The organism is Pseudomonas sp. BF-RE-22, from assembly GCF_019956155.1.
In the GTDB taxonomy this organism is placed as follows: Bacteria; Pseudomonadota; Gammaproteobacteria; order Pseudomonadales; family Pseudomonadaceae; genus Aquipseudomonas; species Aquipseudomonas migulae.
In genome coordinates this window covers 1-24,579 of sequence record NZ_JAHBDD010000035.1, presented here as the reverse complement: position 1 = coordinate 24,579, position 24,579 = coordinate 1, and the positions used below count along the sequence as shown (strand labels likewise).

The window sequence follows — 24,579 nt, the reverse complement described above, 5'->3', positions numbered from 1 at the left end:
GCGGCGCTTTTCGGCGCAGCGGCTAGCCTGTAAAAGGTGCGGGTTGTAGCAGTACCGCACCAGCAGTGTGCACTTCGGTGACGCACGTTGTTACAGGCTGGTTGCACGTCGTTTGGCGCCGCGGTTGCAATGATGGCGCGTGCGGGTTGCGCCTTAAAAAATAAATGGTTTCACCTTCCGCGGTTTAGACGGTTGCACGCCCAATGAAAATGGGCTCGAAACAGTCGAAATAACAATAAAGCAGCGACTTTTTTCAGAATAAAAAACCGATGGCACGGCCCTTGCTCTGAGCATTCAGTGAAGTCGCAGTGCCAACTAAAAAAAAACCTTGGAGCACCACCTCATGTCCCAGACGTTTTACAAGAAAGGCTTTCTGGCCCTCGCAGTGGCAGCTGCGCTGGGTGTTTCTGCGTTTGCACAGGCTGACGTAAAAATCGGTGTTGCGGGTCCTATGACAGGCGCCAACGCAGCATTTGGCGAGCAGTACATGAAGGGTGCACAGGCAGCAGCCGACGCAATCAACGCGTCGGGCGGCGTCAACGGGGAAAAAATCGTACTGGTCAAGGGCGATGACGCCTGCGAACCGAAACAGGCTGTGACGGTCGCCAAGGACCTGACCAACCAGAAAGTGGCAGGCGTGGTTGGTCACTTCTGCTCCTCGTCGACCATCCCGGCCTCCGAGATCTACGACGAAGCAGGCATCATCGCAATCACTCCGGGTTCCACCAACCCACAGGTGACCGAACGTGGCCTGAGCGCCATGTTCCGTATGTGCGGTCGTGACGACCAGCAGGGCATCGTTGCCGGCGACTACATCGTCGACGTGCTCAAGGGCAAGAAAGTCGTGGTTCTGCACGACAAAGACACCTACGGCCAAGGTCTGGCCGACGCCACCAAGGCTCAACTGGCCAAGCGCGGCGTAACGCCGGTTCTGTACGAAGGCCTGACTCGCGGCGAGAAAGACTTCAGCGCCGTGGTAACCAAGATCCGTGCAGCCGGTGCCGATGTCGTCTATTTCGGCGGCCTGCACCCGGAAGCTGGTCCACTGGTTCGCCAACTGCGTGAACAAGGCCTCAAAGACGTCAAATTCATGTCCGATGACGGCATCGTTACTGACGAACTCGTGACCACCGCCGGTGGCCCGCAGAACGTTGATGGCGTGTACATGACCTTCGGTGCCGACCCACGCCTGCTGCCAGACAGCAAAACCGTGGTAGACACCTTCCGCAAAGCCGGCACCGAGCCAGAAGGCTACACCCTGTACGCCTACGCTTCGGTTCAGACCCTGGCGGCTGCTTTCAACGGCGCCAAGTCCAACAGCGGCGAAAAAGCGGCTGAGTGGCTGAAGAAAAACCCGGTTAAAACCGTGATGGGCGAGAAGACCTGGGACGCCAAGGGCGACCTGAAAGTCTCCGACTACGTGGTTTATCAGTGGGACAAGGATGGCAAATACCACCAACTGGAAAAACAGAAGTGATATGAGCTGTTGATCTGCCCGGCGCCTTGAGCGCCGGGCAATCGAAGAACATGTCCGTGCAGTACCTGTCTTTTCTCGTAGAGCTGCACACAACCGTGTTGCGCGGGTGGCTGAACCCCGGTCCGTCGCACCTCGCTTCTGTGCAGTCTCTCAAATGCGTGAGATTGCGTTATGGATGGTATTTTCCTGCAGCAACTGGTCAACGGCCTGACCCTCGGGTCGGTCTATGGCCTGATCGCCATCGGCTACACAATGGTCTATGGCATCATCGGCATGATCAACTTCGCCCACGGCGAGGTTTACATGATTTCCGCTTACCTCGCGGCAATCAGTCTGGCTCTGCTGGCATACTTCGGTATTGAATCCTTCCCTCTGCTGATGCTTGGCACACTGGTCTTCACCATCATCGTCACAGCGGTCTATGGCTGGGTCATCGAGCGTGTCGCCTACAAACCCCTGCGTAACTCCACCCGACTGGCACCGCTGATCAGCGCCATCGGTATTTCGCTGATCCTGCAAAACTATGCACAGATCGCACAGGGCGCCCGTCAACAAGGCGTACCGACCCTGCTGACCGGTGCATGGCGAGTGGAAGTCGGAAGCGGCTTCGTTCAGCTCACCTACACCAAGATCTTCATCCTGGTTGCCGCATTCGCCGGCATGGCCCTGCTGACCTACGTCATCAAGTACACCAAGCTCGGCCGCATGTGCCGCGCCACCCAGCAAGACCGCAAGATGGCCTCCATCCTTGGGATCAACACCGACCGCGTCATTTCCTACGTGTTCATCATCGGTGCGGCAATGGCGGCCCTGGCCGGCGTGCTGATCACCATGAACTACGGCACGTTCGACTTCTACGCAGGCTTCGTCATCGGCATCAAGGCGTTCACCGCAGCGGTACTCGGCGGGATCGGCTCGCTGCCTGGCGCGATGCTCGGCGGGATCATCCTCGGGATTTCCGAGTCGCTGTTCTCGGGTCTGGTCAACTCGGACTACAAAGACGTTTTCAGCTTCTCGCTGCTCGTTCTCGTTCTGGTCTTTCGGCCTCAAGGCCTGCTCGGCCGTCCTCTTGTGTCGAAGGTGTAAGCGATGTCTTCAACCACTAAAAAAACCATTGATCTCAAAAGAAGCCTGGTTGACGCGATTCTTGCCGGTCTTGTTGCCCTCATCGTGTTCGGCCCGATTGTTGGCATAGTCCTCGACGGCTACGGCTTCAATCTGGAAACGACCCGAGTGGCGTGGATTGTCGCCATTGTCATGGCCGGCCGCTTTGCCTTGAGCCTGTTCCTGCAAACGCCGAAAGGCCTGAGAATTCTCGAAGGCTTTGAAACCACCGGTTCGGGGGTTCATGTACTGGCACCCGATTACAAATCCCGGCTGCGCTGGATCATCCCGCTGATGATCGTCATCGCCGTGGTGTTCCCGTTTTTCTCCAACTCCTACCTGCTGGGCGTGGTCATCCTCGGGTTGATCTACGTGCTGCTCGGGCTTGGCCTGAACATCGTGGTTGGCCTGGCCGGCCTGCTCGACCTCGGTTACGTGGCGTTCTACGCCATCGGCGCCTATGGGTTGGCACTCGGTTATCAATACCTGGGGCTGGGTTTCTGGACGGTGCTGCCACTGGCGGCGATCACGGCGGGGCTGGCCGGTTGCATCCTCGGTTTCCCGGTATTGCGCCTGCACGGTGACTACCTGGCGATCGTGACCCTGGGCTTCGGTGAAATCATTCGCTTGATCCTCAATAACTGGCTGACCCTGACTGGTGGCCCCAACGGTATGCCGGCGCCCCTGCCAACCTTCTTCGGCCTCGAGTTCGGCAAAAGGGCGAAGGACGGTGGCGTTCCGTTCCACGAGTTTTTCGGCATCGCCTATAACCCTGACGTGAAGTACTACTTCATCTACGCGGTATTGTTCCTGGTCGTGCTGGCTGTGCTGTACATCAAGCACCGCCTGACTCGCATGCCGGTTGGTCGCGCCTGGGAAGCCTTGCGTGAAGATGAAATCGCCTGCCGTTCCATGGGTTTGAACCATGTGCTGGTCAAGCTTTCGGCGTTCACCATCGGTGCGTCGACGGCCGGCCTCGCTGGCGTGTTCTTCGCCACTTACCAAGGCTTCGTCAACCCGACCTCGTTCACCTTCTTTGAATCGGCCCTGATCCTCGCCATCGTGGTACTCGGCGGCATGGGCTCGACCATCGGCGTGGTTATCGCAGCCTTCGTGCTGACGGTGGCCCCGGAACTGCTGCGTGGCTTCGCGGAATACCGCGTGCTGCTGTTCGGCATCCTGATGGTGTTGATGATGATCTGGCGACCGCGCGGCCTGATTCGGATCAGCCGTACCGGTGTGACCCCGCGTAAAGGAGTAGCGCCATGAGCGAAGTCGTACTCTCGGTCGAGAAGCTGATGATGCACTTCGGCGGCATCAAGGCGTTGAACGATGTCAGCCTGAAGGTCAAGCGCAACTCGATCTTCGCCCTGATCGGCCCCAACGGCGCCGGCAAGACCACCGTGTTCAACTGCCTGACCGGGTTCTACAAGGCCTCGGGCGGCAAGATCGAACTCAACGTGCGCGGCGAGCGCACCGATGTCATCAAAATGCTCGGTGAGCCGTTCAAGGCGACTGATTTTGTATCGCCGAAAAGCTTCATCAGCCGGCTCCATTACAAGATGTTCGGCGGCACTCACCTGGTGAACCGTGCCGGCCTGGCGCGGACCTTCCAGAACATTCGCCTGTTCAAGGAAATGTCGGTGCTGGAAAACCTGCTGGTGGCCCAACACATGTGGGTCAACCGCAGCATGCTCGCGGGCATCCTCAATACCAAGGGCTATCGCAAGGCTGAAAGCGATGCGCTGGACCACGCCTTCTACTGGCTGGAAGTGGTGGACCTGGTGGATTGCGCCAACCGTCTGGCCGGTGAGTTGTCCTACGGCCAGCAGCGTCGTCTGGAGATTGCGCGGGCCATGTGCACCCGGCCGCAGATCATCTGCCTCGACGAACCGGCCGCCGGCCTCAACCCTCAGGAAACCGAAGCGCTGAGCGCGATGATCCGGCTGCTGCGCGACGAGCACGATCTGACCGTGGTGCTGATCGAACACGACATGGGCATGGTTATGAGCATTTCCGACCACATCGTGGTGCTGGACCACGGCGTCGTCATCGCCGAGGGCGGCCCCGAGGCGATTCGCAACGATCCGAAAGTGATTGCAGCCTACCTGGGCGCCGATGAAGAGGAGGTGGTGCTATGAGCAAACCGATCCTCGAACTCAAAGACCTGGACGTGTTTTACGGCCCGATCCAGGCCCTGAAAAAAGTCTCGATGCACATCAACGAAGGGGAGACCGTCAGCCTCATCGGCTCCAACGGCGCGGGCAAGTCGACCCTGCTGATGTCGATCTTCGGCCAGCCGCGCGCGGCAGACGGGCAGATCATCTATCAGGGCGTGGACATCACCCATAAGTCGTCGCACTACATTGCGTCCAACGGCATTGCACAATCACCGGAAGGCCGGCGCGTGTTCCCCGACATGACCGTCGAGGAAAACCTGCAGATGGGCACCATCCCGATTGGTGACAAGTACGCCAAGGAAGACATGCAACGCATGTTCGAGCTGTTTCCGCGTCTCGAAGAGCGGCGGACCCAGCGGGCCATGACCATGTCCGGCGGCGAGCAGCAAATGCTCGCCATCGCCCGTGCGTTGATGAGCCGGCCGAAACTGCTGTTGCTCGATGAGCCGAGCCTTGGGCTCGCACCGATTGTGGTGAAACAGATCTTTGCCACCCTGCGGGAACTGGCCAAGACCGGCATGACTATCTTTCTGGTCGAGCAGAACGCCAACCACGCCCTGCGGTTGTCGGATCGGGCATACGTAATGGTCAACGGCGAGATCCGCCTCAGTGGCACCGGCAAGGAGCTGCTGGTGAACGAAGAGGTGCGTAACGCTTATCTCGGCGGGCATTGAGTCCTGTTGAAATACCCAAAGCCCCGACGAGCAATCGTCGGGGCTTTTTTACGCCTCCAATACACCGCAAATCCCTTGTGGGAGCGGGCTTGCTCGCGAAGGCGGTGTTTCAGTCACGTTGATGTCAGATGTGCCACCGCCTTCGCGAGCAAGCCCGCTCCCACAAAGTTGTCGGTGAATTGTGGAAAACAAATTTGCCAAGCTCTCAAAGCGCGACATAAAGCCGCTGCAAATAGTTGTTTTGTCACGGTTTTGACTTGTCCCCGTTTGCTGTGGAACTGGCTGTGAATAACGTGGGAGTAGCTGGCTGAGAGCCTTTTAAATCGTGGCTTGCAGCGATGTGGTTGTTTTTTGATCAGGCGTTTTTGCCGGGCTTCAGGTCAGCGTTGTCAACCTTTTTATTGATTGCGAAAGAGGCCTGAAACACACGAGGGCAGCCTGTGGATAAGTCTGTGGTTAAACTCTGGAAAGACTCGGCTAAGGGCCGTAGTTACTGGCTTGGCGCCATCGTTGGCAAACCCGCTCAATCGTGCAAAACGCCTTGGGCTACACAGCCAGCACTTCAGGGTCAAGCGAAAAACTTTATGATCTGCCCGCAAAGCCTTGTGCACAGCGGCTTCCAGCTTTTTCACTTGCCCCCGGAAACTGTGGACCGGCCTGTGGATAACGTGCGCGTACATAGCTACAGGCCACGGTGTATATGGCGTTGCTCGCGTTGGTTGTTTTTCGTACAGATTTTCTGATGGTTGCCGCTGTCGGCAAGGCCGGGCATGCTGCCAGCTGATTTTCTAATCCAATGGCGGCCCGTCGGCCGAAGCAAGGAGAACACGATGTCCAACACCCTGTTTATTACCGGCGCGACTTCCGGTTTTGGCGAAGCCTGTGCCCGTCGTTTTGCCGAGGCTGGCTGGAAACTGGTGCTGACAGGTCGTCGTGAAGAGCGCCTCAATGCCTTGTGCGCCGAGTTGTCGAAGCAGACCGAGGTCCATGCCCTGGTGCTCGACGTGCGTGATCGCAAGGCCATGGAGGAGGCGATCGCCAACCTGCCACCATCCTTCGCCAAGCTGCGCGGGTTGATCAACAACGCTGGCCTGGCGCTCGGCGTGGATCCGGCGCCGAAGTGCGATCTTGATGATTGGGACACCATGGTCGACACCAACATCAAGGGCCTGATGTACAGCACTCGCCTGCTGTTGCCGCGTCTGATCGCCCATGGCCGTGGCGCCGGCATCATCAACCTCGGTTCCATTGCCGGCAACTACCCGTATCCGGGCAGCCACGTGTATGGCGCGAGCAAGGCCTTCGTCAAACAGTTCTCCCTGAACCTGCGCTGCGACCTGCAAGGCACGGGCGTTCGCGTCAGCAACATCGAGCCGGGCCTGTGTGAGAGTGAGTTCTCGCTGGTGCGCTTTGCCGGTGACCAGGAGCGTTACAACGCGACCTACGCCGGTGCCGAGGCGATCCAGCCGCAAGACATCGCCGAGACCATTTTCTGGGTGCTCAATGCGCCAGCGCACATCAACATCAACAGCCTCGAGTTGATGCCGGTGAGCCAGACGTGGGCCGGGTTTGCGATTGAGCGTAACAAGGGGTAAGACCGCGTAACGTCCATTCGCGGGCAAGCCTCGCTCCTACAGGTCTATGCAAAACCTGTAGGAGCGAGCGGTGCGGCGGTCCGACTTGCCCGCGAATACGATCTATCTGTCAACGAAGATAGTCGGCCAACCCGCGATAGCAGGTCGCCAAGTGATAAGGCGTAGTCGATGGCATATCCTGCCGGCTCACTTCACCGTTCTCGTCACGACACTCATACCAGCCGCGTGCATGCAGAGAACGCTGTTGCAGCGCCTGCAACTGGTGCAATACCGATGCCCCGCTGCCCGGGCGCAGCGTCAACGCACGCAGGTATTCAGCCTGAGCCCAGATGCGTTGGGTGGCATCTTTCGAATGCCCGTCGAGCGTGAGCATCGCGCGCACGGCGCCACTCGATTGATCGACGCCCAGTTGCTCGGTGAACGCAAAGGCGCGCTCCACTGAGGCGTGCAGTTTCGAACCGCGCAACAACGGCGAAGATTCCAGCAGGAAATACCATTCGAACTGGTGTCCCGGTTCAAACCAGTTATCCACAGACCCCAGCGGTTTTTCCATCAACACACTGTGTTGCGGATCGATAAAGCGTTGTTGCATGGCTGTGCATAACTCGACGAGCGCACGCTGCACGGCGAGGTCTTCACGCACTGATAGCGTGGCAAGAAACGCTTCGGCGAGGTGCATCAGCGGGTTTTGCAGCGGCCCGGTGTTCAGCAACGACCAATCACGCTCAAGGCAGGCTTCATACAAGCCGTCGCCCGAACTGAAGCGCTGATCAAGCACTTCCAGCACCGCGTTGAGCACTGACTCCACCAGCGGTTCGCGAACCTTGTCCCAGTAATGGGCGCAGGCGAAGAGGATGAAGGCGTGGGTGTAGAGATCTTTGCGCTGATCCAGCGGCGCGCCCTGCGGGTCGATGCTGTAGAACCAGCCACCGTGTTCGGCATCGTGGAAATGTTGCTGCAACGAGCGGAACAACGCAGCCGCACGCTCTTTCGCGCCCGGCACCTGGCCGATCAGGCTGGAAAACAGATACAGCTGCCGCGCGCAGGCCATGGCCCGGTAGCGTTGCGGTGGCAAGGGATGATGCTCGGCATCCAGTGCTTCGTAGGGCAGCGCCAGTTCGGCATTCCAGCCGGGGCCTTGCCAGAGGGGCAAGATCACGTCCTGGAAATGCTGTTGCACCGCGGCAAACAGAGCGGTCAATTCAGGCTGGGAAGCGGAGCGGGGAGCATGAGGCATTGGCTGGCGTCGTCACGGCAGGGTCGAATGCGCGACATGTTATCAGGCCTGAGAGATGTGGTGTCTGTCAGGCCTCTTTGCGGGCAAGCCTCGCTCCTACAGGAAGAGGCTATTACCGGCAAAACCAAATCAACCCGCCAACAACCACACACCGGTCGCTGCCGACGCCGCACCCGCCAGACGAACCAGCGGCGCCGCTGCTTGCGGCAACACGCGAACCAGCGCATAACCCGCCGCATGCAACGCCGCCGTCGCCGCCACAAACCCTGCGGCATAGGCCCAAGGGCTCGACATGTCCGGCAATTCCAGCCCATGCGCCACGCCATGGAACAACGCAAACAACGCCGTCGCGCCCACCGCCACGCTCAGTGGCGGACGTACCGCCAGCGCCACCGCCAGCCCCAGCGCCAGTACCGACGCCGCAATCCCGCTTTCCAGCGCTGGCAGGTTCAGCCCTTCAAAACCGAGCAGGCCGCCGATCAGCATGGTGCCAACGAACGTGCACGGCAGCGCCCAGCGTGCAGCGCCTTTCTGCTGTGCCGCCCACAGCCCGACGGCAACCATCGCCAGCAAGTGATCGAGGCCGCCGACCGGGTGGCTGATGCCGGCGATCAAGCCATTGTCGCCGTGACCGGGGTGGGCGAAGGCGATGGCCGGAGTCAGCAGCAGGGCCATGGCGCCCAGGATGCGTTTAAGTGTCATGGATAAGCTTCCTTGTTGATAAGTTTGATCGTAATCAGGCTGCGGTCAGCAGGCCCTGGCGCTCGATGAACGCGATAATTTCTTCCAGGCCCAGCCCGGTTTTCTGGTTGCTGAAGACAAACGGTTTGCCGTTGCGCATGCGCTTCGTGTCGCTGTCCATCATCGAAAGCGACGCGCCTACCAGCGGAGCGAGGTCGACTTTGTTGATCACCAGCAGGTCGGATTTGCAGATCCCCGGCCCACCCTTGCGCGGCAGTTTGTCGCCCGCCGAGACGTCGATTACGTAAATCGTCAGGTCGGACAATTCCGGGCTGAACGTGGCTGAAAGGTTGTCGCCTCCGGACTCCACCAGAATCAGGTCCAGCCCCGGAAAGCGTCGGTTCAGTTGATCCACGGCTTCGAGGTTGATCGAGGCGTCTTCGCGGATTGCCGTGTGCGGGCAGCCGCCGGTTTCCACGCCGATGATCCGTTCCGGCGCCAGGGCCTGGTTGCGTACCAGAAAATCGGCGTCTTCGCGGGTGTAGATGTCGTTGGTCACGACCGCCAGGTTGTAGCGCTCGCGCAGCGCCAGGCACAGGGCCAGCGTCAGGGCAGTTTTGCCGGAACCGACCGGGCCGCCGATGCCGACGCGCAGAGGTTGTGTGTTCATGTGATTCTCCAAAATAACAGGCCCTAGGAACGGAACAGACGGCTGTACTGGCGCTCATGGGCCATGCACGCCAGGGACAGGCCGAAAGCGGCGCTGCCATAGTGGTCGGGGTTGATTCGGGTGGCGTCCTGCTGGGCTTGTTGCAGCAGCGGCAGCAGTTCGCTGGTCAGTCGTTGCGCGGCTTGCTGGCCCAGCGGCAGGGTTTTCATCAGCACCGCCAACTGGTTTTCCAGCCAGCTCCAGAGCCACGCGGCCAGCGCGTCTTGCGGGCTGATGTGCCAGGCGCGTGCGGCCAGCGCCCAGCCGAGAGCCAGGTGCGGTTCGGGGCGTTGTTCGAGAAAGGCGCGGGCCGGTGCGTCGAGTTCCGGCAAACCGTTGAGCAGTTGCTGTAAGGAGTAGCCCATCTGTCGGCTCTCCTGATGCAGCTCGCGGGTTTCCCGGCTGGCGCGGTGTTCTTCGCAGCGTTGCAGCAGTTCGGCCCAGTTTTCTGCGGCGGCGGCCACGCAATGGGCGAGCAGCAGCGGCGCCTCGAAGCGTGCCAGGTTCAGCAGCAATTGATCGCTGATCCAGCGACGGGCGCTGACGGAATCATTCACCCGGCCGTTATCCACCGCCATTTCCAGGCCTTGGGAATAGCTGTAGCCGCCAATCGGCAATTGCGGACTGGCCAGGCGCAACAGCGCCCAGGCCGGGTTCATTGGCGCACGCCGAATTGGTGCAGTTTCGGCGGGTAGTTGAAGTCTTCGTCACCGTGCCGCGAGTGGTGATGGCCACCACCATAGGCGCCGTGCTCCGGCTGGAACGGCGCTTCGATGTTTTCGACCTTGGCTTCAAGTTGTTCGAGCATGGCCTTGAGCACGTAGTCGTCGAGCAGGCGCAACCAGCCATCACCGACTTGCAGGGCGACGTGGCGATTGCCCAGGTGATAGGCCGCGCGGGTCAGTTCGAAGGCATTGGCGCAGGTGACGTGCAGCAGTTGTTCGGGGCGGGCGCAGACGCGGACGATGCGACCGTCTTCAGCCTGTAGGCATTCGCCATCAGTCAGGGGCGACTGACCGCGCTCCAAAAACAACCCGACGTCTTCACCCTCGGCACTGAAACAGCGCAAACGGCTTTTGCTCCGGGCTTCGAAGGTCAGGTGCAACTCGGCGGCCCAGACGGGTTGAGGGTCGATTCTGCGATGAATCACCAGCATCGGAAAGCTTCCAGCTATGGACAATAGTCAGGCTAGAGCAAGGGGCTTGCCAATCGGCGCAAGTGTAGGAAATGCCTGTCGGCGCATGGAGGGTGTTTCAGTTTGTTGCGGCAATTTGGTGCGGGGCTGGGAGAGGCGCACCAAATGACGGCGCAGGGTGTGTTCCAGATTGTGCGCGATCCCGCATTCACCACCCAACCTTGTAGGAGCCGGCTTGCCGGCGATAGCGGTCGACCAGACGACATCTTTGTTAGCTGAAGGGCGCCATCGCCAGCAAGCCGGCTCCTACAGGAGATCGGCGTGCAGGAGGGTTATTCCGTGCTGCCCAGGCCTTGCCAGTGCTTGAGGCCGATGAAGATAAAGCGCAGCTGCTGTGTGATTTTCGCCTGCGGTGTCAAATGCGCGGGCAACGCCTCGGCCGGCGGATCAATGATTTCCGGCAGGGTCGCAAACACGCTTTTGACGATGAGATCGGCCATGACACTCAGGCCGGCGATGTCCAGGTGTTGCAGCTTTGGCATCAGCGACAAATCGGCCGCAAGGTCCGAGCTGATGTCTTCGCGCAAGCGACCGATGGCCAGGCGCACCGGTAGCGAACCGCCGTACTGCTCGCGGGCCAGAAACAGGAATTGCGAACGATTGGCCGACACCACGTCGAGAAAAATCCGCACAGAGGCATCGATGATGCCGCCCATGACGAACTCGTTGTGACGCACCAGGCGGATGGTTTCGCGGAAGGTTTGTCCGACTTCGCTCACCAGCACCAGGCCCAGTTCATCCATGTCGGCGAAATGCCGGTAGAAACCGGTGGGGACGATGCCGGCGGTTTTCGCCACTTCGCGCAGGCTCAGGCTGCCGAATCCTCGGCCGCACTCCATCAAATGGCGGGCAGCGTCCATCAAGGCATTGCGGGTTTGTTGTTTCTGTTCGGCGCGGGGCAGCATCGCAAGGGTGTTTTCTGGACAAGACAGCGGCGCACTCTAGCAAATCGGCTTTGCCGGCGTCGAACGACTATCGGGAGTGATGCGAGGGAATGCGTGGCTTCTATAAAGTCAAAAGCCCAATCCGTGGATTGGGCTTTTTTTCAAGGCCGCCATGGGCTTAGCTCACAGCGCTGTTGCGTTCGATTACGCGGTCACCACCACCTTCAGCCAGGGTTTGGCCTTGTGGGGTACGGTCGGAACCGTCGGCAGCCAGGGTTTGGCCTTGTGGAGTGCGGTCGGAACCGTCAGCAGCCAGGGTTTGGCCTTGTGGAGTGCGGTCGGAACCGTCAGCAGCCAGGGTTTGGCCTTGTGGGGTGCGGTCGGAACCGTCGGCAGCCAGGGTTTGGCCTTGTGGAGTGCGGTCGGAACCATCAGCAGCCAGGGTTTGGCCTTGTGGAGTGCGGTCGGAACCGTCAGCAGCCAGGGTTTGACCTTGTGGGGTGCGATCGGAACCGTCGGCAGCCAGGGTTTGGCCTTGTGGGGTGCGATCGGAACCGTCAGCGGCCAGGGTTTGACCTTGTGGAGTGCGGTCCGAACCATCTTGAGTGATCAGGCCTTTTTCTTTCAGGCGATCATTACCACCTTCGGCAACGGTTTGACTGAACACCGAGTGGCTGTCTTTCACTTGTGGGGTGGCCTGGTCAGCGGCTGGCAGGGCGAAAGCGGTGCTGGCCAGCATGGAGAGGGTAAGGCTAAACAGTAGTTGGCGTTTCATGATCATGTGCTCCGTGGGAGGGCGGCAAAGTGGGTACGAGGCCAATGCTACTCTCGATAAGTCGATATAAAAGTTCATAAACGCAATGGTAATAATCAACAGAATTGATTGTTCCGTGCGAAGGCTCTAGACCGGGCCTTTCCGGCGGATGTTTTCGCACTGATGTGGGTATTTTCTACTCACGTGCGTCGCACAAAAGTGCGGGGTCGGTAACGCCGGATTTCGAGTGCAGGGTGTCCCCGACCGATTATTTGAACGTTAAGCCGCATTTCGATTAAACCTGCGCGCCGTTTCCCAGTCCTAGGCTTCATGCCAGGCCGGTTCTGGCCTGGGGTTTCACACGCGCGTCGCGGTCAGGGCGCTCAGTCGTATTCAGGAGCCCTGTGCAATGACGCGCACCCCGAAAATTTTTGCCTGGACCTTTGCCAGCCTGGTTGTGTTACTGGCGATACTGGTTCTGATCATCGCGTTCTTCGATTGGAACCGGATCAAACCGACCCTCAACGCCAAAGTCTCCGAAGAGCTGCATCGACCGTTTGCCATCAATGGCAACCTCGCGGTGGTCTGGCGGCGTGAGCTTGACGAAGGTGGATGGCGCGCCTGGGTGCCGTGGCCGCATGTGGTGGCGCAAGACCTGAGCCTCGGCAACCCGGACTGGTCGAAGCAGCCGCAGATGGCCACGCTCAAACGCGTCGAGCTGCGTATTTCGCCGCTGGCCTTGTTGGCGCAACGGGTGACGATCCCGCGCATTGACTTGACCGAACCGAACGCAGACCTCCAGCGCCTGGCCGATGGCCGCGCCAACTGGACCTTCAAGTTCGATCCGAAAGACCCGAACGCCGAACCTTCCAGCTGGGTGGTCGACATCGGTGCGATCGGCTTCGACAAAGGCCACGTCACCCTCGATGACCAGAGCCTGAAAACCCAGCTCGACCTGATCATCGATCCGCTGGGCAAACCGATCCCGTTCAGCGACATCGTCGGCGAAAAAGCCGCGAAAACTGCGCAGGAGAAGGGCGCGGCTCCCCAGGATTACGCGTTTGCACTGAAGGTCAAAGGCCAATACCACGGCCAGAAACTGACGGGCGAAGGCAAGATCGGCGGCCTGCTGGCCTTGCAGAATTCGGCCCGGCCGTTCCCGCTCCAGGCCCAGGTCAAGATTGCCGACACCAGCGTCGAGCTCGCCGGTACGCTGACCGACCCACTCAACCTTGGTGCGCTGGACCTGCGGCTGAAACTGGCCGGCAGCAGCCTGGGCAATCTCTATCCGCTGACCGGCGTGACCCTGCCGGATACACCGCCCTACGCCACCGACGGCCACTTGATCGCCAAGCTGCATGAGCCGGGCGGAGCGGTGTTCCATTACGAAGCGTTCAACGGCAAGATCGGCGAGAGCGACATCCATGGCAGCCTGGCCTATGTCGCCAGTCAGCCTCGGCCGAAACTCAGCGGTTCGCTGCTCTCCAATCAACTGTTGTTTACCGACCTTGCGCCCTTGATCGGCGCCGACTCCAACGCCAAGCAAAAGGCCCGCGGCGGCGAAAGCAAGCAGCCGGCGGACAAGGTGTTACCGGTCGAAGAGTTCAAGACCGAGCGCTGGCGCGACATGGACGCCGACGTCGAATTCACCGGCAAGCGCATCGTCCACAGTGAAAAACTGCCGTTCAATGACCTCTACACGCACCTGGTGCTGACCGACGGCGTGCTCAGCCTCGAACCCCTGCGTTTCGGCGTGGCCGGCGGCAAACTGGATGCGCAGATTCGCCTGAACGGTCGCACCGAGCCGCTGGAAGGCAACGCCAAGCTGACCGGGCGCGGTTTCAAGCTCAAGCAGCTGTTCCCGACCTTTGAACCGATGAAGACCAGTTTCGGCGAGCTCAATGGCGATGCCGACATCAGTGGTCACGGCAACTCGGTGGCCAAGCTGCTGGGTTCGGCCAATGGCAATCTGAAGATGCTGATCAACGACGGTGCCATCAGCCGCGAGTTGATGGAACTGGCCGGGCTGAATGTTGGTAACTACGTGGTCGGCAAAATCTTTGGCGACAAAGAAGTGAAGATCAATTGCGCTGCGGCCGACTTCGACATCAAGACCGGCCTGGCCACCACTCGGTTGTTTGTCTTCGATACCGAGAACGCGATCATCTACATCGATGGCACTGCGAACATGGCGACTGAGCAACTGGACCTGACCATCACCCCGGAATCCAAGGGCTGGCGCCTGATTTCCCTGCGTTCGCCGCTGTACGTGCGAGGCAAGTTCATCAAGCCGGATGCGGGCGTGAAGGCGGTGCCGCTGATATTGCGCGGGGCGGGGATGGTGGCCTTGGGCGTGATTGCGGCGCCGGCGGCGGGGTTGCTGGCGCTGGTGGCGCCGAGTGGGGGTGAGCCGAATCAGTGTGCGCCGTTGCTGGAGCAGATGAAGGCAGGCAAGGCACCCGTCACCGTTAAGCCCACCAAATAAATCGATGGCGGTCTGACAGGCGCTACAAATCTTTCAGGATGTCGGCCACAGGGAAGTGATCGCTACTCCGGTGTGAGTGACAAGCGCGGCGAAAAGTTTGATGTGATTGGCGATCTTGGCAACAAGCCAGACAATCGGGCTTCCTCCTGCAACCACGCAAAAAACGCCCGCACTGGCGGATGGCGTTCACGACCCGGTACGCACAGCGCGCTGTAACCGGCGCCACTCACCTGAATGTCACTTCGGTAAGCCACCAACAAACCACTGGCCACGCTCTCGGACACCAGAATATTGCTCGCCAGCACCATGCCTTGTCCGGCGATCGCTGCTTGCAGCGCGTAATGCTCTTCGTCGTATTCGCGGACCGCCGGGTTTGCCGTCAGCCAGGTTTCTGCTGACTGCGAGCACCACGCTTCCCAGCCATGGGCGTACAGCTTCGAGTTGTGCCAACGCACGCTGATCAACGTCGGTGCGCGGATGCTGGCCTGTGCAACCTGTTCCGGCGAGCCATAAACGCCGAACGATTCATCGAACAGGCACAGGCCATAAAGGTTCGGGTAGTCATCGAGGCTATAGCGCACCACCAGATCGACGCTGGCGTCCTGATGCAAATCGATGACTTCGCAATGGGTGTCCAGCCGCACGCTGATGTTCGGATGCCGGGCGTAAAACCGCCCCAGTCGCGGTACCAGCCACAAGGCGGCAAAAGCGGCGGTGGTGGAGATTGTCAGGCTGGTGCCGCTGCGTTGCGGGCGCAAGGTGTCGACGCTTTGCGCCACTTCCAGAAAAGCGCCGTGCAGGCTGTGGAACAGACGCTCGCCGCATTCGGTCAGGCGTACTTGCCGTGGCAGTCGCTCGAACAGCGGCACGCCGAGCCAGGTTTCCAGCGAGCGGATCTGGTGGGAAACCGCCGTTGGCGTCACCGACAGTTCTTCGGCGGCAGCCTTGAAACTCAGCAGGCGTGAGGCGGATTCGAACGCGCGCAGGGCGGTCAGTGGCAGCGAGGCAAACATTGAACACTCCATGGATGAAATTAATTCATCCAAGCTGATTTTTGCTCATTTGAGACGAGACGGTCGTGGGCACAAGCTGCATGCCACACGCCGTTTGAGTTTAGTTCTCAGGAGATTCAGATGAACACAATTCTTGCCATTCACGCCAGCCCACGGGGTGAACGTTCCCACTCCCGTGGCCTGGCCGAAGTGTTTCTCGGCGCCTGGCAGGCCCGCCATCCGCAAGCGCAACTGACTCGTCGCGAAGTCGGACGGGCGTTGATTCCTCCGGTCAACGAAGCGTTTGTGGCCGCCGCGTTTTACCCCGAGCCCGAGGCGCGGCCGCTGACGATGCAGGCCGACCTCGCGTTCAGCGATGAACTGGTCGCCGAGTTGCTGGGCCACGATCTGCTGCTGATTTCCACGCCGATGCACAACTTCAGCGTGCCCAGCGGCCTCAAGGCGTGGATCGATCAAATCGTGCGGCTCGGGCTGACCTTCAATCACACGCTGGACAATGGTGTCGCGCAATACGAGCCGTTGGTGCACGGCAAGAAAGCGCTGATCGTCACCAGCCGTGGCGGGTTCGGTTTCGGTCCCGGTGGTGAACTGGAAGCCTTGAACCATGCCGATACGCTGTTGCGCACGGCGCTGGGGTTTATCGGCATTACCGACGTGACCGTCGTGGCCGCCGAGGGTGAGGAATCCGCCGAGCGCACCTTCGAGATCTCCGTCGCCGAGGCCGAGCAGCGTTTGCTGACGCTGGCCAGGGAGTGCTAGATGGCCTGGGTGTTTTTGCTGATCGCCGCCGGGTTCGAAGTCACCTTTGCCATGGGCATGAAGTATGCCGAAGGCTTCACCCGGCTCTGGCCGTCACTGATCACGGTAGTGGCGGCGGTGGGCGGGATTTACTTCCTGACCCTGGCGATGCGCGAATTGCCGGTGAGCATCGCTTACCCGATCTGGACCGCCATCGGTTCGCTGGGCACAGTGTTTCTCGGGTTTGCGTTGCTCGGCGAAAGTCTGACGGCGGTCAAACTGGTATCGGTCGGATTGATCGTGGCGGGGGTGGCGGGGCTGAAATAGGGCGGATGTCATAGACTGGTCGTCGAGCTGTCACATTCGATGTCGATGCTGGGCTGATGTCTTGTATTCAGCCTTGCGTCACCTCACCGATCACAAGGACGTTTGCCCATGTCGCAAGGTTCTGCCACGCGTTATCCGTTGGTGCTGGTCCCGGGAATGCTCGGGTTTATCCGTCTGGTGCTTTATCCGTACTGGTACGGGATCGTGGCGGCGTTGCGCCACGGAGGGGCGACGGTGATTGCGGTTCAAGTGTCGCCGCTGCACTCGACTGAAGTGCGCGGTGAACAATTGCTGGCGCGGATCGATGAAATCCTGCGGGAAACCGGTGCCGAGAAGGTCAACCTGATCGGCCACAGCCAAGGCTCGCTGACCGCCCGATATGCCGCCGCCAAACGCCCGGATCGCGTGGCTTCCGTGACCTCGGTGGCAGGCCCCAATCACGGCTCGGAGCTGGCGGATTACTTGCACAAGCATTACCCGGCGGACAGCGCGAGGGGGCGGCTGCTGGCGTTTTTTCTTCGACTCATCGGTATCTTGATGAGTTGGCTGGAGACGGGTTATCGCGGGCCGAAGCTGCCGGTGGACATCCACGCGTCCCATGAATCGCTCACGACGGCGGGTGTGGCGTTGTTCAACCAACGTTATCCACAGGGCTTGCCTGAAACATGGGGCGGGCACGGGCCGGAAGAGGTCAACGGCGTGCGCTATTACTCGTGGTCCGGCACGTTGCAACCAGGCAAGACCGATCGCGGGCGCAATCTGTTCGACGGGACGAATCGCAGTTGTCGGCTGTTTGCTAAAACCTTCGTGCGTGAAGTCGGGCATTGCGACGGGATGGTCGGGCGTTACAGCTCGCATCTGGGCACGGTGATTGGCGATGAGTATCCGCTGGATCACTTTGACATCGTCAACCAATCGTTGGGGTTGGTGGGGAAGGGTGCTGAGCCGATCCGGTTGTTTGTGGAGCATGCGGCGCGGTTGAAGGCCGCCGGGGTTTAGCCGTCAGACCGCATTATCGTTCTTCGCGGGCAAGCCTCGCTCCTACAGGGACAGCGCATGAACTGTAGGAGCGAGGCTTGCCCGCGAAGGCGCCATGTCAGGCGACGCTAACCTTGCGCCCCAACACCATGGTCCAACGCTCCGAAACAATCACCCCACCCAACGTCAACATCCCGCCCACCAGGTGATACATCGCCAATTGCTCATGCAACACCAGTGCGGCAATCAATGCGGTAATCACCGGCAGCAAATTGAAAAACAGCGTCGTCCGGCTCGGCCCCAGACGCACCACGGCCTGCATCCATGCCAGCGGTGCAACCATCGACGCCAGCAGGCAGGCATACAGAACCAGCGGAATATTCTGCAGCGTCGGACCGATTTTCGGCGACACGGCGAACAACGGAAACAGCACCACAACCGCCACCCACACCTGCAGATACAACAACACCAGCGGCGGCAAACGCAGCTGCCATTTTTTCAGCAGCGTGCTGTAAATCGCATAGGCCAGCGTGGCGATCAGCATCATTGCATCGCCCTGGTTCACCCCGTGCTCAAGCAATGCACTGAGGCTGCCGGACGACACCACCACCAACACACCGCCAAACGACAACACCGCACCGGCCAGCGCGCCGGCGGTCAGGCGCTGGCCCAGGCTGACGATGGCCATGGCCAGCGACATCAACGGCATCAGCGACAGGATGATGCCCATGTTGGTGGCCGACGTCAGCGTCGCCGCGAAGTACGCCAGGCTCTGATAAACCGCCATGCCCAGCACGCCGAGGACGAAAATCTTCCACAGGTTCGGGCGGATGGCCGACCAATGGGCGATCACGGGTTTGAGCATGAACGGTGTGAACAACAATCCGGCCAGCAGCCAGCGGTAAAAACCGATCTCCGCCGGGAAGATCGCCCCGGCCGACATTTTGGTGATCACGGTATTGCCAGCCCAAATGAAAATGGCCAGCAGGGGATAAGCGTATTGCATCAGGAACAACCAGAACGTTAATGAGGGAGAATTATCGCCTGTCCGGATGCAAGCCTATACTGCGATCCAGACAACCTGACCCCGATGACAGACAGCATGAGCAGCAAACACATCGACCTGCTGGATTTCAGCGAATTGCCCGCGCCGGTGTACTTCCGCTACGCCGACTTCAATAGCCACGAATATGCCTCGGCCCACCGTCACCCCTGGGGCACCCTGGAGTATTCGGCCAACGGTGTGTTGCACATGGAAATCGGCAGCAGCCGTTTCATGTCGCCGCCGCAATATGCCGTGTGGGTGCCGCCGCAGACCGAACACAGTTTCTACAGCAATCAACCGATCAACTACCGCGCCGTCTGCCTGGCGCCGGCGCTGTGTCACGAGCTGCCGAAGCAGGCCTGCACCCTGGCGATCAGCGACATCCTCAAGGCAATCCTCAAGGACTTCGCCGCCCGTGACGTGAAGATTCCCGAGCAAGAGACCGACCAACGCCTGGCCCAAGTGCTGGTGGATCAGCTGCAGCAGGCGCCCATCCACCAATGCTACTTGCCCTACGCCAGCAGTCCCGGGCTGCTCGGTATTCTGGAAGCCTTGCAGGTTGAGCCCGGAGATAACCGGCCGTTGTCGGCATGGGCCGAGCAGATTCACGTCAGCGAGCGCACCCTGGCGCGGCAGTTTGTGCGCGAGTTGGGCATGAGTTTCGGCGAGTGGCGGCAGCGTTTGCGTTTTCTGGCGGCGATCGAAGCGCTGGACAGCCATCGCAGCATTCAGGAAATCGCGTTCGACATGGGCTACAGCACCGGGTCGGCGTTTATCGCCATGTTTCAGCGCCAGGCCGGGTGTACGCCGGAGCAGTATCGCCGAAGCCATCTGCCGGGCAGGAAGCTGTAACAGGCTTTGTCTACACTCCAGAGCGAGGCCGTGCCCCTCGGTGCGGCAACAAGGAGAAAACTCCATGACGATGTTGCGTGTCCCTTTGTTGATGATCGGTTTGCTGCTCTGCTCCCAGGGCTTCGCCGCCACTGCCCAACAGAACAAGATGACCACCTGCAATGCCGACGCTACCGCGAAAAGCCTCAAGGGCGATGAGCGCAAAGCCTTCATGAGCACCTGCCTTAAAGCCGCGCCAGCCGCCAATGACGCGAAAGCCCTGACCCCTCAGCAAGAGAAGATGAAAACCTGCAATGCCGATGCCGCGACCAAGGCCCTCAAGGGTGATGAGCGCAAGGCGTTCATGAGTGATTGCCTGAAGAAAAAATAAGCATTGGACTGGGGATATGTGGGGGCTGTGAGGGCCCCATCGCGAGCAGGCTCGCTCCCACAATGGATCTGCATACACAGGACAAATGTGGGAGCGAGCCTGCTCGCGATGAGGCCGGTAAGGGCACTGAAAAAAACAGGTCGGCCCCCGACCAACGTCGCCCCACACAATCCCTAGTGCTGACACCCGAACGCTGGCAGACTGCCAATCCTTTTACGCCGTTCGTTTTGAGGCTGTATGCCAACGTTTTCTCAACGCCAAGTCTTGCTGCTCATCAGTTGGGTCATCATCTTTGGTGGTTTGCTGCTGGTGATTCCGTTGCGCTTGCTGCCAAGCCTTCTGGCCGGTCTGCTGGTGTTCGAACTGGTCAACATGCTCACCCCGCAATTGCAGCGACTGATCGAAGGTCGGCGTGCGCGCTGGCTGGCGGTGGCGTTACTGGGGACGTTGGTGGTCAGTGTGCTGACGCTGATCTTTGCCGGCGCCTTCAGTTTCCTGCTGCATGAGGCGGAAAACCCCGGCGCTTCCCTCGATAAATTCATGCTCGTGGTCGACCGCGCTCGCGGTCAGTTGCCGCCGTTCATCGACGCCTACCTGCCGGCCAGCGCCGCCGAGTTTCGCGTGGCGATTGGCGAGTGGATGAGCAAACACCTCAGCGATCTGCAACTGGTGGGCAAGGACGCGGCGCACATGTTCGTGACGTTGCTGATCGGCATGGTGCTCGGCGCGATCATCGCCCTGCAACGGGTGCCGGACCTGACCAAGCGCAAGCCGCTGGCCGCCGCACTGTTTGATCGCTTGCACCTGCTGGTCCAGGCGTTCCGCAACATCGTGTTCGCACAGATCAAGATTTCCCTGCTCAACACCTTCTTCACCGGGATTTTCCTGGCGGTGGTCCTGCCGATGTTCGGCATCAAACTACCGTTGACCAAAACCCTGATCGTGCTGACCTTCCTGCTCGGCCTGCTGCCGGTGATCGGCAACCTGATGTCGAACACGCTGATCACCATCGTCGGTTTGTCGCTGTCGATCTGGGTCGCGGTGGCCGCGCTGGGTTATCTGATTGTTATCCACAAGCTCGAATACTTCCTCAACGCGCGCATTGTCGGCGGGCAGATCAGTGCCAAGTCGTGGGAGTTGCTGTTGGCGATGCTGGTGTTCGAGGCCGCGTTCGGCCTGCCGGGGGTGGTGGCGGGGCCGATTTATTACGCGTATTTGAAGAGTGAGTTGAAGCAGGTGGGGATGGTTTGATCCGGTCGATATGTATTGCCTGATCTGACGCTTTCGCGGGCAAGCCTCGCTCCTACAGGGATTGAATTGATTCTGTAGGAGCGAGGCTTGCCCGCGAAGGGCTCACCTCGGTTCTGGATCAGTCCATCGGCCCATAACGCTTGGCCGCTTCAATCGCCAAACCACTGCCGATGCTGCCAAAGATGTTGCCTTCCACATGCCGCGCATTCGGCAACATCGCCGAGACGCTGTTGCGCAACGCCGGAATCCCGCTCGAACCACCGGTGAAGAACACCGTATCCACCTGATCGACCCGCACGTTGGCGTCGTTCAGCATCTGGGTCACGCTGTTGCGCACGCGCTCCAGCAAGTTGTCGATGGCCGACTCGAACAACGCCCGGCTCAACTCCACGCTCAGGCCCGGCTCGATGCGGTCCAGCGGCACATGGCGGCTGTCGGCGTGAGTCAGCTGGATCTTGGTTTCTTCCACTTCCATCGCCAGCCAGTGCCCGGCACGTTGCTCGATCAGCTTGAACAGACGGTCGATGCCGCCGGTGTCTTCGATGTCGTAGCGCATGCTGCCCAAGGCCAGGGTCGATTTCTGCGAATACACCGAGTTGATGGTGTGCCAGGTCGCCAGGTTCATGTGGTGGCTGGTCGGCATGTAGGCGCCGCTCTTCATGCGGCTGCCGTAGCCGAACAGTGGCATCAGGCCTTGCAGGCTCAACTGCTTGTCGAAATCGGTCCCGCCGATGTGCACGCCGCCGGTGGCGAGGATGTCCTCGTGACGGTTGTCGTGGTTGCGGCGTTCAGGAGACAGGCGCACCAGCGAGAAGTCAGACGTACCACCGCCGATGTCGACGATCAGTACCAACTCTTCCTTTTCGATGGTCGACTCATAGTCGAACGCTGCCGCAATCGGCTCGTACTGGAACGACACATCCTTGAAGCCGATGGCGCGGGCCACGTCCACCAAGGTGTTTTCCGCTTCCTGGTCGGCCATCTCGTCGTCATCGACGAAGAACACCGGACGACCCAGCACCACTTCATCGAACTCGCGACCAGCGGCGGTTTCAGCACGTTTCTTCAACTGACCGATGAACAACCCGAGCAAGTCCTTGAACGGCATCGCCGTGCCGAGAACGCTGGTGTCGTGCTTGATCAGCTTGGAACCCAGCAGGCTCTTGAGCGAGCGCATCAGCCGGCCTTCGTAGCCTTCCAGGTACTCGTGCAGCGCCAGACGGCCGTACACCGGGCGGCGTTCTTCCATATTGAAGAAGACCACCGAGGGCAGGGTGATCTTGTCGTCCTCCAGCGCGATCAGCGTTTCCATGCCGGGGCGCAGCCAGCCGACGGTGGAGTTGGACGTGCCGAAGTCGATACCACAGGCACGGGCTGGAGATGCGTTTTTCATGTCTATCAGGTTCCGGTTAAAAAACGGCCGCGCAGTGTATGCCAGTGCGGCGCAGATTCGAAGGCCGACTATCCGCTAAATCTCGGTAATTAGCGCCTTGATAAGACGGCCCGATGCCCCAAACTTGTCTGCATTGGCCCTGGCAGCCATTGGGATGGTCAAAAGAACCGCCCGCCGCTGCCGATAAACTTCTAATGCGCTGTCCGGTCACAAACTTGAGATCGGTCAAACCTCGTGCGGCAATTAAGAGCATGCTGAGGCTGATGGCGCGATTTTGATAATGGATGGTGATTCCACGATGGACTTCAAAGACTATTACAAGATTCTCGGTGTGGAACCGACCGCGGACGATAAGACGATCAAGGCGGCTTATCGCAAGCTGGCGCGCAAATACCACCCCGACGTCAGCAAGGAAAAGGACGCCGAGTCCAAATTCAAGGACGCGTCCGAAGCCTATGAAGCGCTGAAAAGCGCCGACAAGCGCGCCGAATACGACGACTTGCGCAAATACGGCCAGCACGGCCAACCGTTCCAGGGCCCGCCAGGTTGGCAGGGGCGTGGCGGCGGTGGTTTTGGTGGTGGTCAGGACTCGGGCGATTTTTCGGACTTCTTCAGTTCGATCTTCGGTAACCGTGGTCCTGGGTTTGGTGGTGGAGAGTCGCGCCGCAGTGCCGGACGTCGAGGGCAAGACGTGGAAATGGAACTTGGAATCTTTCTGGAAGAAACCCTCTCGAACGAATCGAAGAAGGTCACGTTCCAGGTGCCGCAGTACAACGCTGCCGGCCAGCACGTCAGCAACACCAGCAAAAGCCTGAACGTTAAAATCCCTGCCGGCGTGACCGACGGCGAGCGCATCCGCCTCAAAGGCCAGGGTGCACCGGGCATCGGTGGTGGCGCCAACGGCGACTTGTTCCTGATCATTCGCTTTGCGCCGCATCCGAAGTTCGACGTCGAAGGCGAGAACCTGATCATTACGCTGCCGCTGGCTCCGTGGGAATTGGCGCTGGGCACCGAAGTGGCCGTGCCTACACTGACAGGCAAGATCAACCTCAAGGTGCCGGCCGGTAGCCAGAACGGCCAGCGTATGCGTGCCAAGGGCCACGGCTTGCTGAACAAGGCCGGTCAACGCGGTTATCTGTTCGTGCAATTGAAGGCGGTCATGCCAAAAACCTCGAGCGATGAGGTCAAGGCGTTGTGGCAGGAACTGGCGAAAAAAGCCGCATTCGACCCGAGAGAAAACTTCTGATCCAAGAGACGGAGTAGCCCATCATGAGCAACCCCCTGATCGTTCAACTGGACATGGCAGAATTCTGTGAGGCGACCGATTTGTCGGACGTCTACGTGATCGAAATCGTCGAGCACGGCATCCTCGAACCTCAGGGCAAGCAGCCCAAGGATTGGCGTTTCACCGATTATGAGCTGGCGCTGGCCAAGCGTGCCGCCAAGCTGCGGCACGACCTGGAGCTGGAGTGGGAAGGCGTCGCCCTGGCGCTCGACCTGCTTGAAGAGGTGCAGCAACTGCGGGCCGAGAACCGGATGCTCAAGCAGCGGTTGGCGCGACTGGTTGTCGAATAGCTGAAGCGAATTCGATGACTGTAGGAGCCGGCTTGCTGGCGATGGCGTCTTCATGATCTGTC

25 protein-coding genes are annotated in these 24,579 nt (G+C 60.0%); 15 read left to right on the top strand and 10 right to left on the bottom strand.

Annotation, left to right across the window (positions count from 1 at the left end; genetic code table 11):
• Window positions 1-343 precede the first annotated feature (343 nt).
• From KGA82_RS18310 to KGA82_RS18285, 6 genes are all read left to right on the top strand, one after another.
• Window positions 344-1,477, top strand: a complete 1,134-nt coding sequence (locus tag KGA82_RS18310) for a branched-chain amino acid ABC transporter substrate-binding protein (RefSeq protein ID WP_008035383.1) — start codon at window positions 344-346, stop codon at window positions 1,475-1,477.
• Window positions 1,478-1,648: 171 nt separating this feature from the next.
• Window positions 1,649-2,563: an ABC transporter permease subunit gene (locus KGA82_RS18305; protein WP_008035385.1), complete on the top strand. Its 915-nt coding sequence runs from the start codon at window positions 1,649-1,651 to the stop codon at window positions 2,561-2,563.
• 3 nt (window positions 2,564-2,566) lie between these two features.
• Entirely contained in the window at window positions 2,567-3,850 is a 1,284-nt protein-coding gene (gene livM, locus KGA82_RS18300) for a high-affinity branched-chain amino acid ABC transporter permease LivM (RefSeq protein WP_008035387.1), read from the top strand.
• Window positions 3,847-4,722 (top strand): ABC transporter ATP-binding protein, encoded by an 876-nt coding sequence (locus KGA82_RS18295; RefSeq protein WP_008035389.1) that lies wholly within the window; start codon window positions 3,847-3,849, stop codon window positions 4,720-4,722. Before livM ends, KGA82_RS18295 begins: the two co-directional genes overlap by 4 nt.
• Window positions 4,719-5,435: an ABC transporter ATP-binding protein gene (locus tag KGA82_RS18290; RefSeq protein ID WP_008035391.1), complete on the top strand. Its 717-nt coding sequence runs from the start codon at window positions 4,719-4,721 to the stop codon at window positions 5,433-5,435. Before KGA82_RS18295 ends, KGA82_RS18290 begins: the two co-directional genes overlap by 4 nt.
• An 830-nt stretch (window positions 5,436-6,265) precedes the next feature.
• Window positions 6,266-7,030 carry an SDR family oxidoreductase gene (locus KGA82_RS18285; protein ID WP_008035394.1) on the top strand — a complete coding sequence of 255 codons (765 nt, stop codon included), beginning with the start codon at window positions 6,266-6,268 and terminating at the stop codon, window positions 7,028-7,030.
• 109 nt (window positions 7,031-7,139) lie between these two features.
• Here the strand turns inward: KGA82_RS18285 and KGA82_RS18280 are convergent, their stop codons facing one another.
• From KGA82_RS18280 to KGA82_RS18250, 7 genes are all read right to left on the bottom strand, one after another.
• A complete protein-coding gene (locus KGA82_RS18280; RefSeq protein WP_223451711.1) occupies window positions 7,140-8,267 on the bottom strand; it encodes an AGE family epimerase/isomerase in 1,128 nt (375 codons plus the stop codon).
• 129 nt (window positions 8,268-8,396) lie between these two features.
• A complete protein-coding gene (locus tag KGA82_RS18275) occupies window positions 8,397-8,969 on the bottom strand; it encodes a HupE/UreJ family protein (protein WP_223451709.1) in 573 nt (190 codons plus the stop codon).
• 34 nt (window positions 8,970-9,003) lie between these two features.
• The gene (gene ureG, locus KGA82_RS18270; RefSeq protein ID WP_008035409.1) at window positions 9,004-9,618 is read right to left on the bottom strand and encodes an urease accessory protein UreG; all 615 of its coding nucleotides are present in this window, start codon (window positions 9,616-9,618) and stop codon (window positions 9,004-9,006) included.
• Window positions 9,619-9,641: 23 nt separating this feature from the next.
• Window positions 9,642-10,316, bottom strand: a complete 675-nt coding sequence (locus KGA82_RS18265) for an urease accessory protein UreF (protein WP_223451707.1) — start codon at window positions 10,314-10,316, stop codon at window positions 9,642-9,644.
• Window positions 10,313-10,813 carry an urease accessory protein UreE gene (ureE, locus tag KGA82_RS18260; RefSeq protein ID WP_008035414.1) on the bottom strand — a complete coding sequence of 167 codons (501 nt, stop codon included), beginning with the start codon at window positions 10,811-10,813 and terminating at the stop codon, window positions 10,313-10,315. The genes KGA82_RS18265 and ureE overlap by 4 nt, the downstream gene beginning before the upstream one ends.
• Window positions 10,814-11,124: 311 nt before the next feature.
• Window positions 11,125-11,757, bottom strand: a complete 633-nt coding sequence (locus KGA82_RS18255; protein WP_008035416.1) for a TetR family transcriptional regulator — start codon at window positions 11,755-11,757, stop codon at window positions 11,125-11,127.
• A gap of 157 nt (window positions 11,758-11,914) precedes the next feature.
• Entirely contained in the window at window positions 11,915-12,511 is a 597-nt protein-coding gene (locus KGA82_RS18250; protein ID WP_223451700.1) for a hypothetical protein, read from the bottom strand.
• Between the two features lie 388 nt (window positions 12,512-12,899).
• On the opposite strand from KGA82_RS18250, the gene KGA82_RS18245 reads away from it, so the two are divergent.
• Complete coding sequence (locus KGA82_RS18245; protein ID WP_223451697.1) at window positions 12,900-14,975, top strand: AsmA family protein; 2,076 nt, start codon at window positions 12,900-12,902, stop codon at window positions 14,973-14,975.
• 62 nt (window positions 14,976-15,037) lie between these two features.
• Here the strand turns inward: KGA82_RS18245 and KGA82_RS18240 are convergent, their stop codons facing one another.
• On the bottom strand, window positions 15,038-16,000 hold the full coding sequence (locus KGA82_RS18240; protein WP_223451721.1) for a LysR substrate-binding domain-containing protein: 963 nt from the start codon (window positions 15,998-16,000) through the stop codon (window positions 15,038-15,040).
• Between the two features lie 108 nt (window positions 16,001-16,108).
• Here KGA82_RS18240 and KGA82_RS18235 point away from each other — a divergent pair, with 108 nt between their 5' ends.
• The 3 genes from KGA82_RS18235 to KGA82_RS18225 all read left to right on the top strand — a co-directional run bounded on the left by KGA82_RS18235 (window position 16,109) and on the right by KGA82_RS18225 (window position 18,052).
• Complete coding sequence (locus KGA82_RS18235) at window positions 16,109-16,747, top strand: FMN-dependent NADH-azoreductase (RefSeq protein ID WP_223451696.1); 639 nt, start codon at window positions 16,109-16,111, stop codon at window positions 16,745-16,747.
• On the top strand, window positions 16,748-17,053 hold the full coding sequence (locus tag KGA82_RS18230; RefSeq protein WP_008031171.1) for a DMT family transporter: 306 nt from the start codon (window positions 16,748-16,750) through the stop codon (window positions 17,051-17,053).
• Between the two features lie 108 nt (window positions 17,054-17,161).
• Complete coding sequence (locus KGA82_RS18225; RefSeq protein WP_223451695.1) at window positions 17,162-18,052, top strand: esterase/lipase family protein; 891 nt, start codon at window positions 17,162-17,164, stop codon at window positions 18,050-18,052.
• Between the two features lie 97 nt (window positions 18,053-18,149).
• Here the strand turns inward: KGA82_RS18225 and KGA82_RS18220 are convergent, their stop codons facing one another.
• Complete coding sequence (locus tag KGA82_RS18220; protein ID WP_223451694.1) at window positions 18,150-19,037, bottom strand: DMT family transporter; 888 nt, start codon at window positions 19,035-19,037, stop codon at window positions 18,150-18,152.
• 96 nt (window positions 19,038-19,133) lie between these two features.
• Between KGA82_RS18220 and KGA82_RS18215 the strand changes: the two genes are divergently transcribed.
• The 3 genes from KGA82_RS18215 (at window position 19,134) to KGA82_RS18205 (ending at window position 21,549) form a co-directional block, all read left to right on the top strand.
• Complete coding sequence (locus KGA82_RS18215) at window positions 19,134-19,928, top strand: AraC family transcriptional regulator (RefSeq protein WP_223451693.1); 795 nt, start codon at window positions 19,134-19,136, stop codon at window positions 19,926-19,928.
• Window positions 19,929-19,992: 64 nt separating this feature from the next.
• Window positions 19,993-20,298 (top strand): PsiF family protein, encoded by a 306-nt coding sequence (locus KGA82_RS18210; protein ID WP_008031179.1) that lies wholly within the window; start codon window positions 19,993-19,995, stop codon window positions 20,296-20,298.
• Window positions 20,299-20,535: 237 nt separating this feature from the next.
• Window positions 20,536-21,549, top strand: a complete 1,014-nt coding sequence (locus KGA82_RS18205) for an AI-2E family transporter (RefSeq protein WP_008038685.1) — start codon at window positions 20,536-20,538, stop codon at window positions 21,547-21,549.
• Window positions 21,550-21,667: 118 nt separating this feature from the next.
• Here KGA82_RS18205 and KGA82_RS18200 read toward each other — a convergent pair whose 3' ends face one another.
• Complete coding sequence (locus tag KGA82_RS18200; RefSeq protein WP_192226948.1) at window positions 21,668-22,942, bottom strand: Hsp70 family protein; 1,275 nt, start codon at window positions 22,940-22,942, stop codon at window positions 21,668-21,670.
• 298 nt (window positions 22,943-23,240) lie between these two features.
• On the opposite strand from KGA82_RS18200, the gene KGA82_RS18195 reads away from it, so the two are divergent.
• Window positions 23,241-24,188, top strand: a complete 948-nt coding sequence (locus KGA82_RS18195) for a DnaJ C-terminal domain-containing protein (RefSeq protein ID WP_008038686.1) — start codon at window positions 23,241-23,243, stop codon at window positions 24,186-24,188.
• A 23-nt stretch (window positions 24,189-24,211) separates the two neighbouring features.
• Complete coding sequence (locus KGA82_RS18190) at window positions 24,212-24,517, top strand: chaperone modulator CbpM (protein ID WP_008038687.1); 306 nt, start codon at window positions 24,212-24,214, stop codon at window positions 24,515-24,517.
• The last annotated feature ends 62 nt before the right edge of the window (window positions 24,518-24,579 follow it).

What these genes read in the sequence shown, in the direction of transcription:
- ureG (WP_008035409.1), bottom strand. Translation starts at nt 9,618, where the DNA reads ATGAACACACAACCTCTGCGCGTCGGCATCGGCGGCCCGGTCGGTTCC.
- KGA82_RS18285 (WP_008035394.1), top strand. Translation starts at nt 6,266, where the DNA reads ATGTCCAACACCCTGTTTATTACCGGCGCGACTTCCGGTTTTGGCGAA.
- KGA82_RS18225 (WP_223451695.1), top strand. Translation starts at nt 17,162, where the DNA reads ATGTCGCAAGGTTCTGCCACGCGTTATCCGTTGGTGCTGGTCCCGGGA.
- KGA82_RS18275 (WP_223451709.1), bottom strand. Translation starts at nt 8,969, where the DNA reads ATGACACTTAAACGCATCCTGGGCGCCATGGCCCTGCTGCTGACTCCG.
- livM (WP_008035387.1), top strand. Translation starts at nt 2,567, where the DNA reads ATGTCTTCAACCACTAAAAAAACCATTGATCTCAAAAGAAGCCTGGTT.
- KGA82_RS18210 (WP_008031179.1), top strand. Translation starts at nt 19,993, where the DNA reads ATGACGATGTTGCGTGTCCCTTTGTTGATGATCGGTTTGCTGCTCTGC.
- KGA82_RS18290 (WP_008035391.1), top strand. Translation starts at nt 4,719, where the DNA reads ATGAGCAAACCGATCCTCGAACTCAAAGACCTGGACGTGTTTTACGGC.
- KGA82_RS18230 (WP_008031171.1), top strand. Translation starts at nt 16,748, where the DNA reads ATGGCCTGGGTGTTTTTGCTGATCGCCGCCGGGTTCGAAGTCACCTTT.
- KGA82_RS18195 (WP_008038686.1), top strand. Translation starts at nt 23,241, where the DNA reads ATGGACTTCAAAGACTATTACAAGATTCTCGGTGTGGAACCGACCGCG.
- KGA82_RS18255 (WP_008035416.1), bottom strand. Translation starts at nt 11,757, where the DNA reads ATGCTGCCCCGCGCCGAACAGAAACAACAAACCCGCAATGCCTTGATG.
- KGA82_RS18205 (WP_008038685.1), top strand. Translation starts at nt 20,536, where the DNA reads ATGCCAACGTTTTCTCAACGCCAAGTCTTGCTGCTCATCAGTTGGGTC.
- KGA82_RS18200 (WP_192226948.1), bottom strand. Translation starts at nt 22,942, where the DNA reads ATGAAAAACGCATCTCCAGCCCGTGCCTGTGGTATCGACTTCGGCACG.
- KGA82_RS18305 (WP_008035385.1), top strand. Translation starts at nt 1,649, where the DNA reads ATGGATGGTATTTTCCTGCAGCAACTGGTCAACGGCCTGACCCTCGGG.
- KGA82_RS18265 (WP_223451707.1), bottom strand. Translation starts at nt 10,316, where the DNA reads ATGAACCCGGCCTGGGCGCTGTTGCGCCTGGCCAGTCCGCAATTGCCG.
- KGA82_RS18295 (WP_008035389.1), top strand. Translation starts at nt 3,847, where the DNA reads ATGAGCGAAGTCGTACTCTCGGTCGAGAAGCTGATGATGCACTTCGGC.
- ureE (WP_008035414.1), bottom strand. Translation starts at nt 10,813, where the DNA reads ATGCTGGTGATTCATCGCAGAATCGACCCTCAACCCGTCTGGGCCGCC.
- KGA82_RS18280 (WP_223451711.1), bottom strand. Translation starts at nt 8,267, where the DNA reads ATGCCTCATGCTCCCCGCTCCGCTTCCCAGCCTGAATTGACCGCTCTG.
- KGA82_RS18250 (WP_223451700.1), bottom strand. Translation starts at nt 12,511, where the DNA reads ATGAAACGCCAACTACTGTTTAGCCTTACCCTCTCCATGCTGGCCAGC.
- KGA82_RS18190 (WP_008038687.1), top strand. Translation starts at nt 24,212, where the DNA reads ATGAGCAACCCCCTGATCGTTCAACTGGACATGGCAGAATTCTGTGAG.
- KGA82_RS18310 (WP_008035383.1), top strand. Translation starts at nt 344, where the DNA reads ATGTCCCAGACGTTTTACAAGAAAGGCTTTCTGGCCCTCGCAGTGGCA.
- KGA82_RS18215 (WP_223451693.1), top strand. Translation starts at nt 19,134, where the DNA reads ATGAGCAGCAAACACATCGACCTGCTGGATTTCAGCGAATTGCCCGCG.
- KGA82_RS18220 (WP_223451694.1), bottom strand. Translation starts at nt 19,037, where the DNA reads ATGCAATACGCTTATCCCCTGCTGGCCATTTTCATTTGGGCTGGCAAT.
- KGA82_RS18235 (WP_223451696.1), top strand. Translation starts at nt 16,109, where the DNA reads ATGAACACAATTCTTGCCATTCACGCCAGCCCACGGGGTGAACGTTCC.
- KGA82_RS18245 (WP_223451697.1), top strand. Translation starts at nt 12,900, where the DNA reads ATGACGCGCACCCCGAAAATTTTTGCCTGGACCTTTGCCAGCCTGGTT.
- KGA82_RS18240 (WP_223451721.1), bottom strand. Translation starts at nt 16,000, where the DNA reads ATGGAGTGTTCAATGTTTGCCTCGCTGCCACTGACCGCCCTGCGCGCG.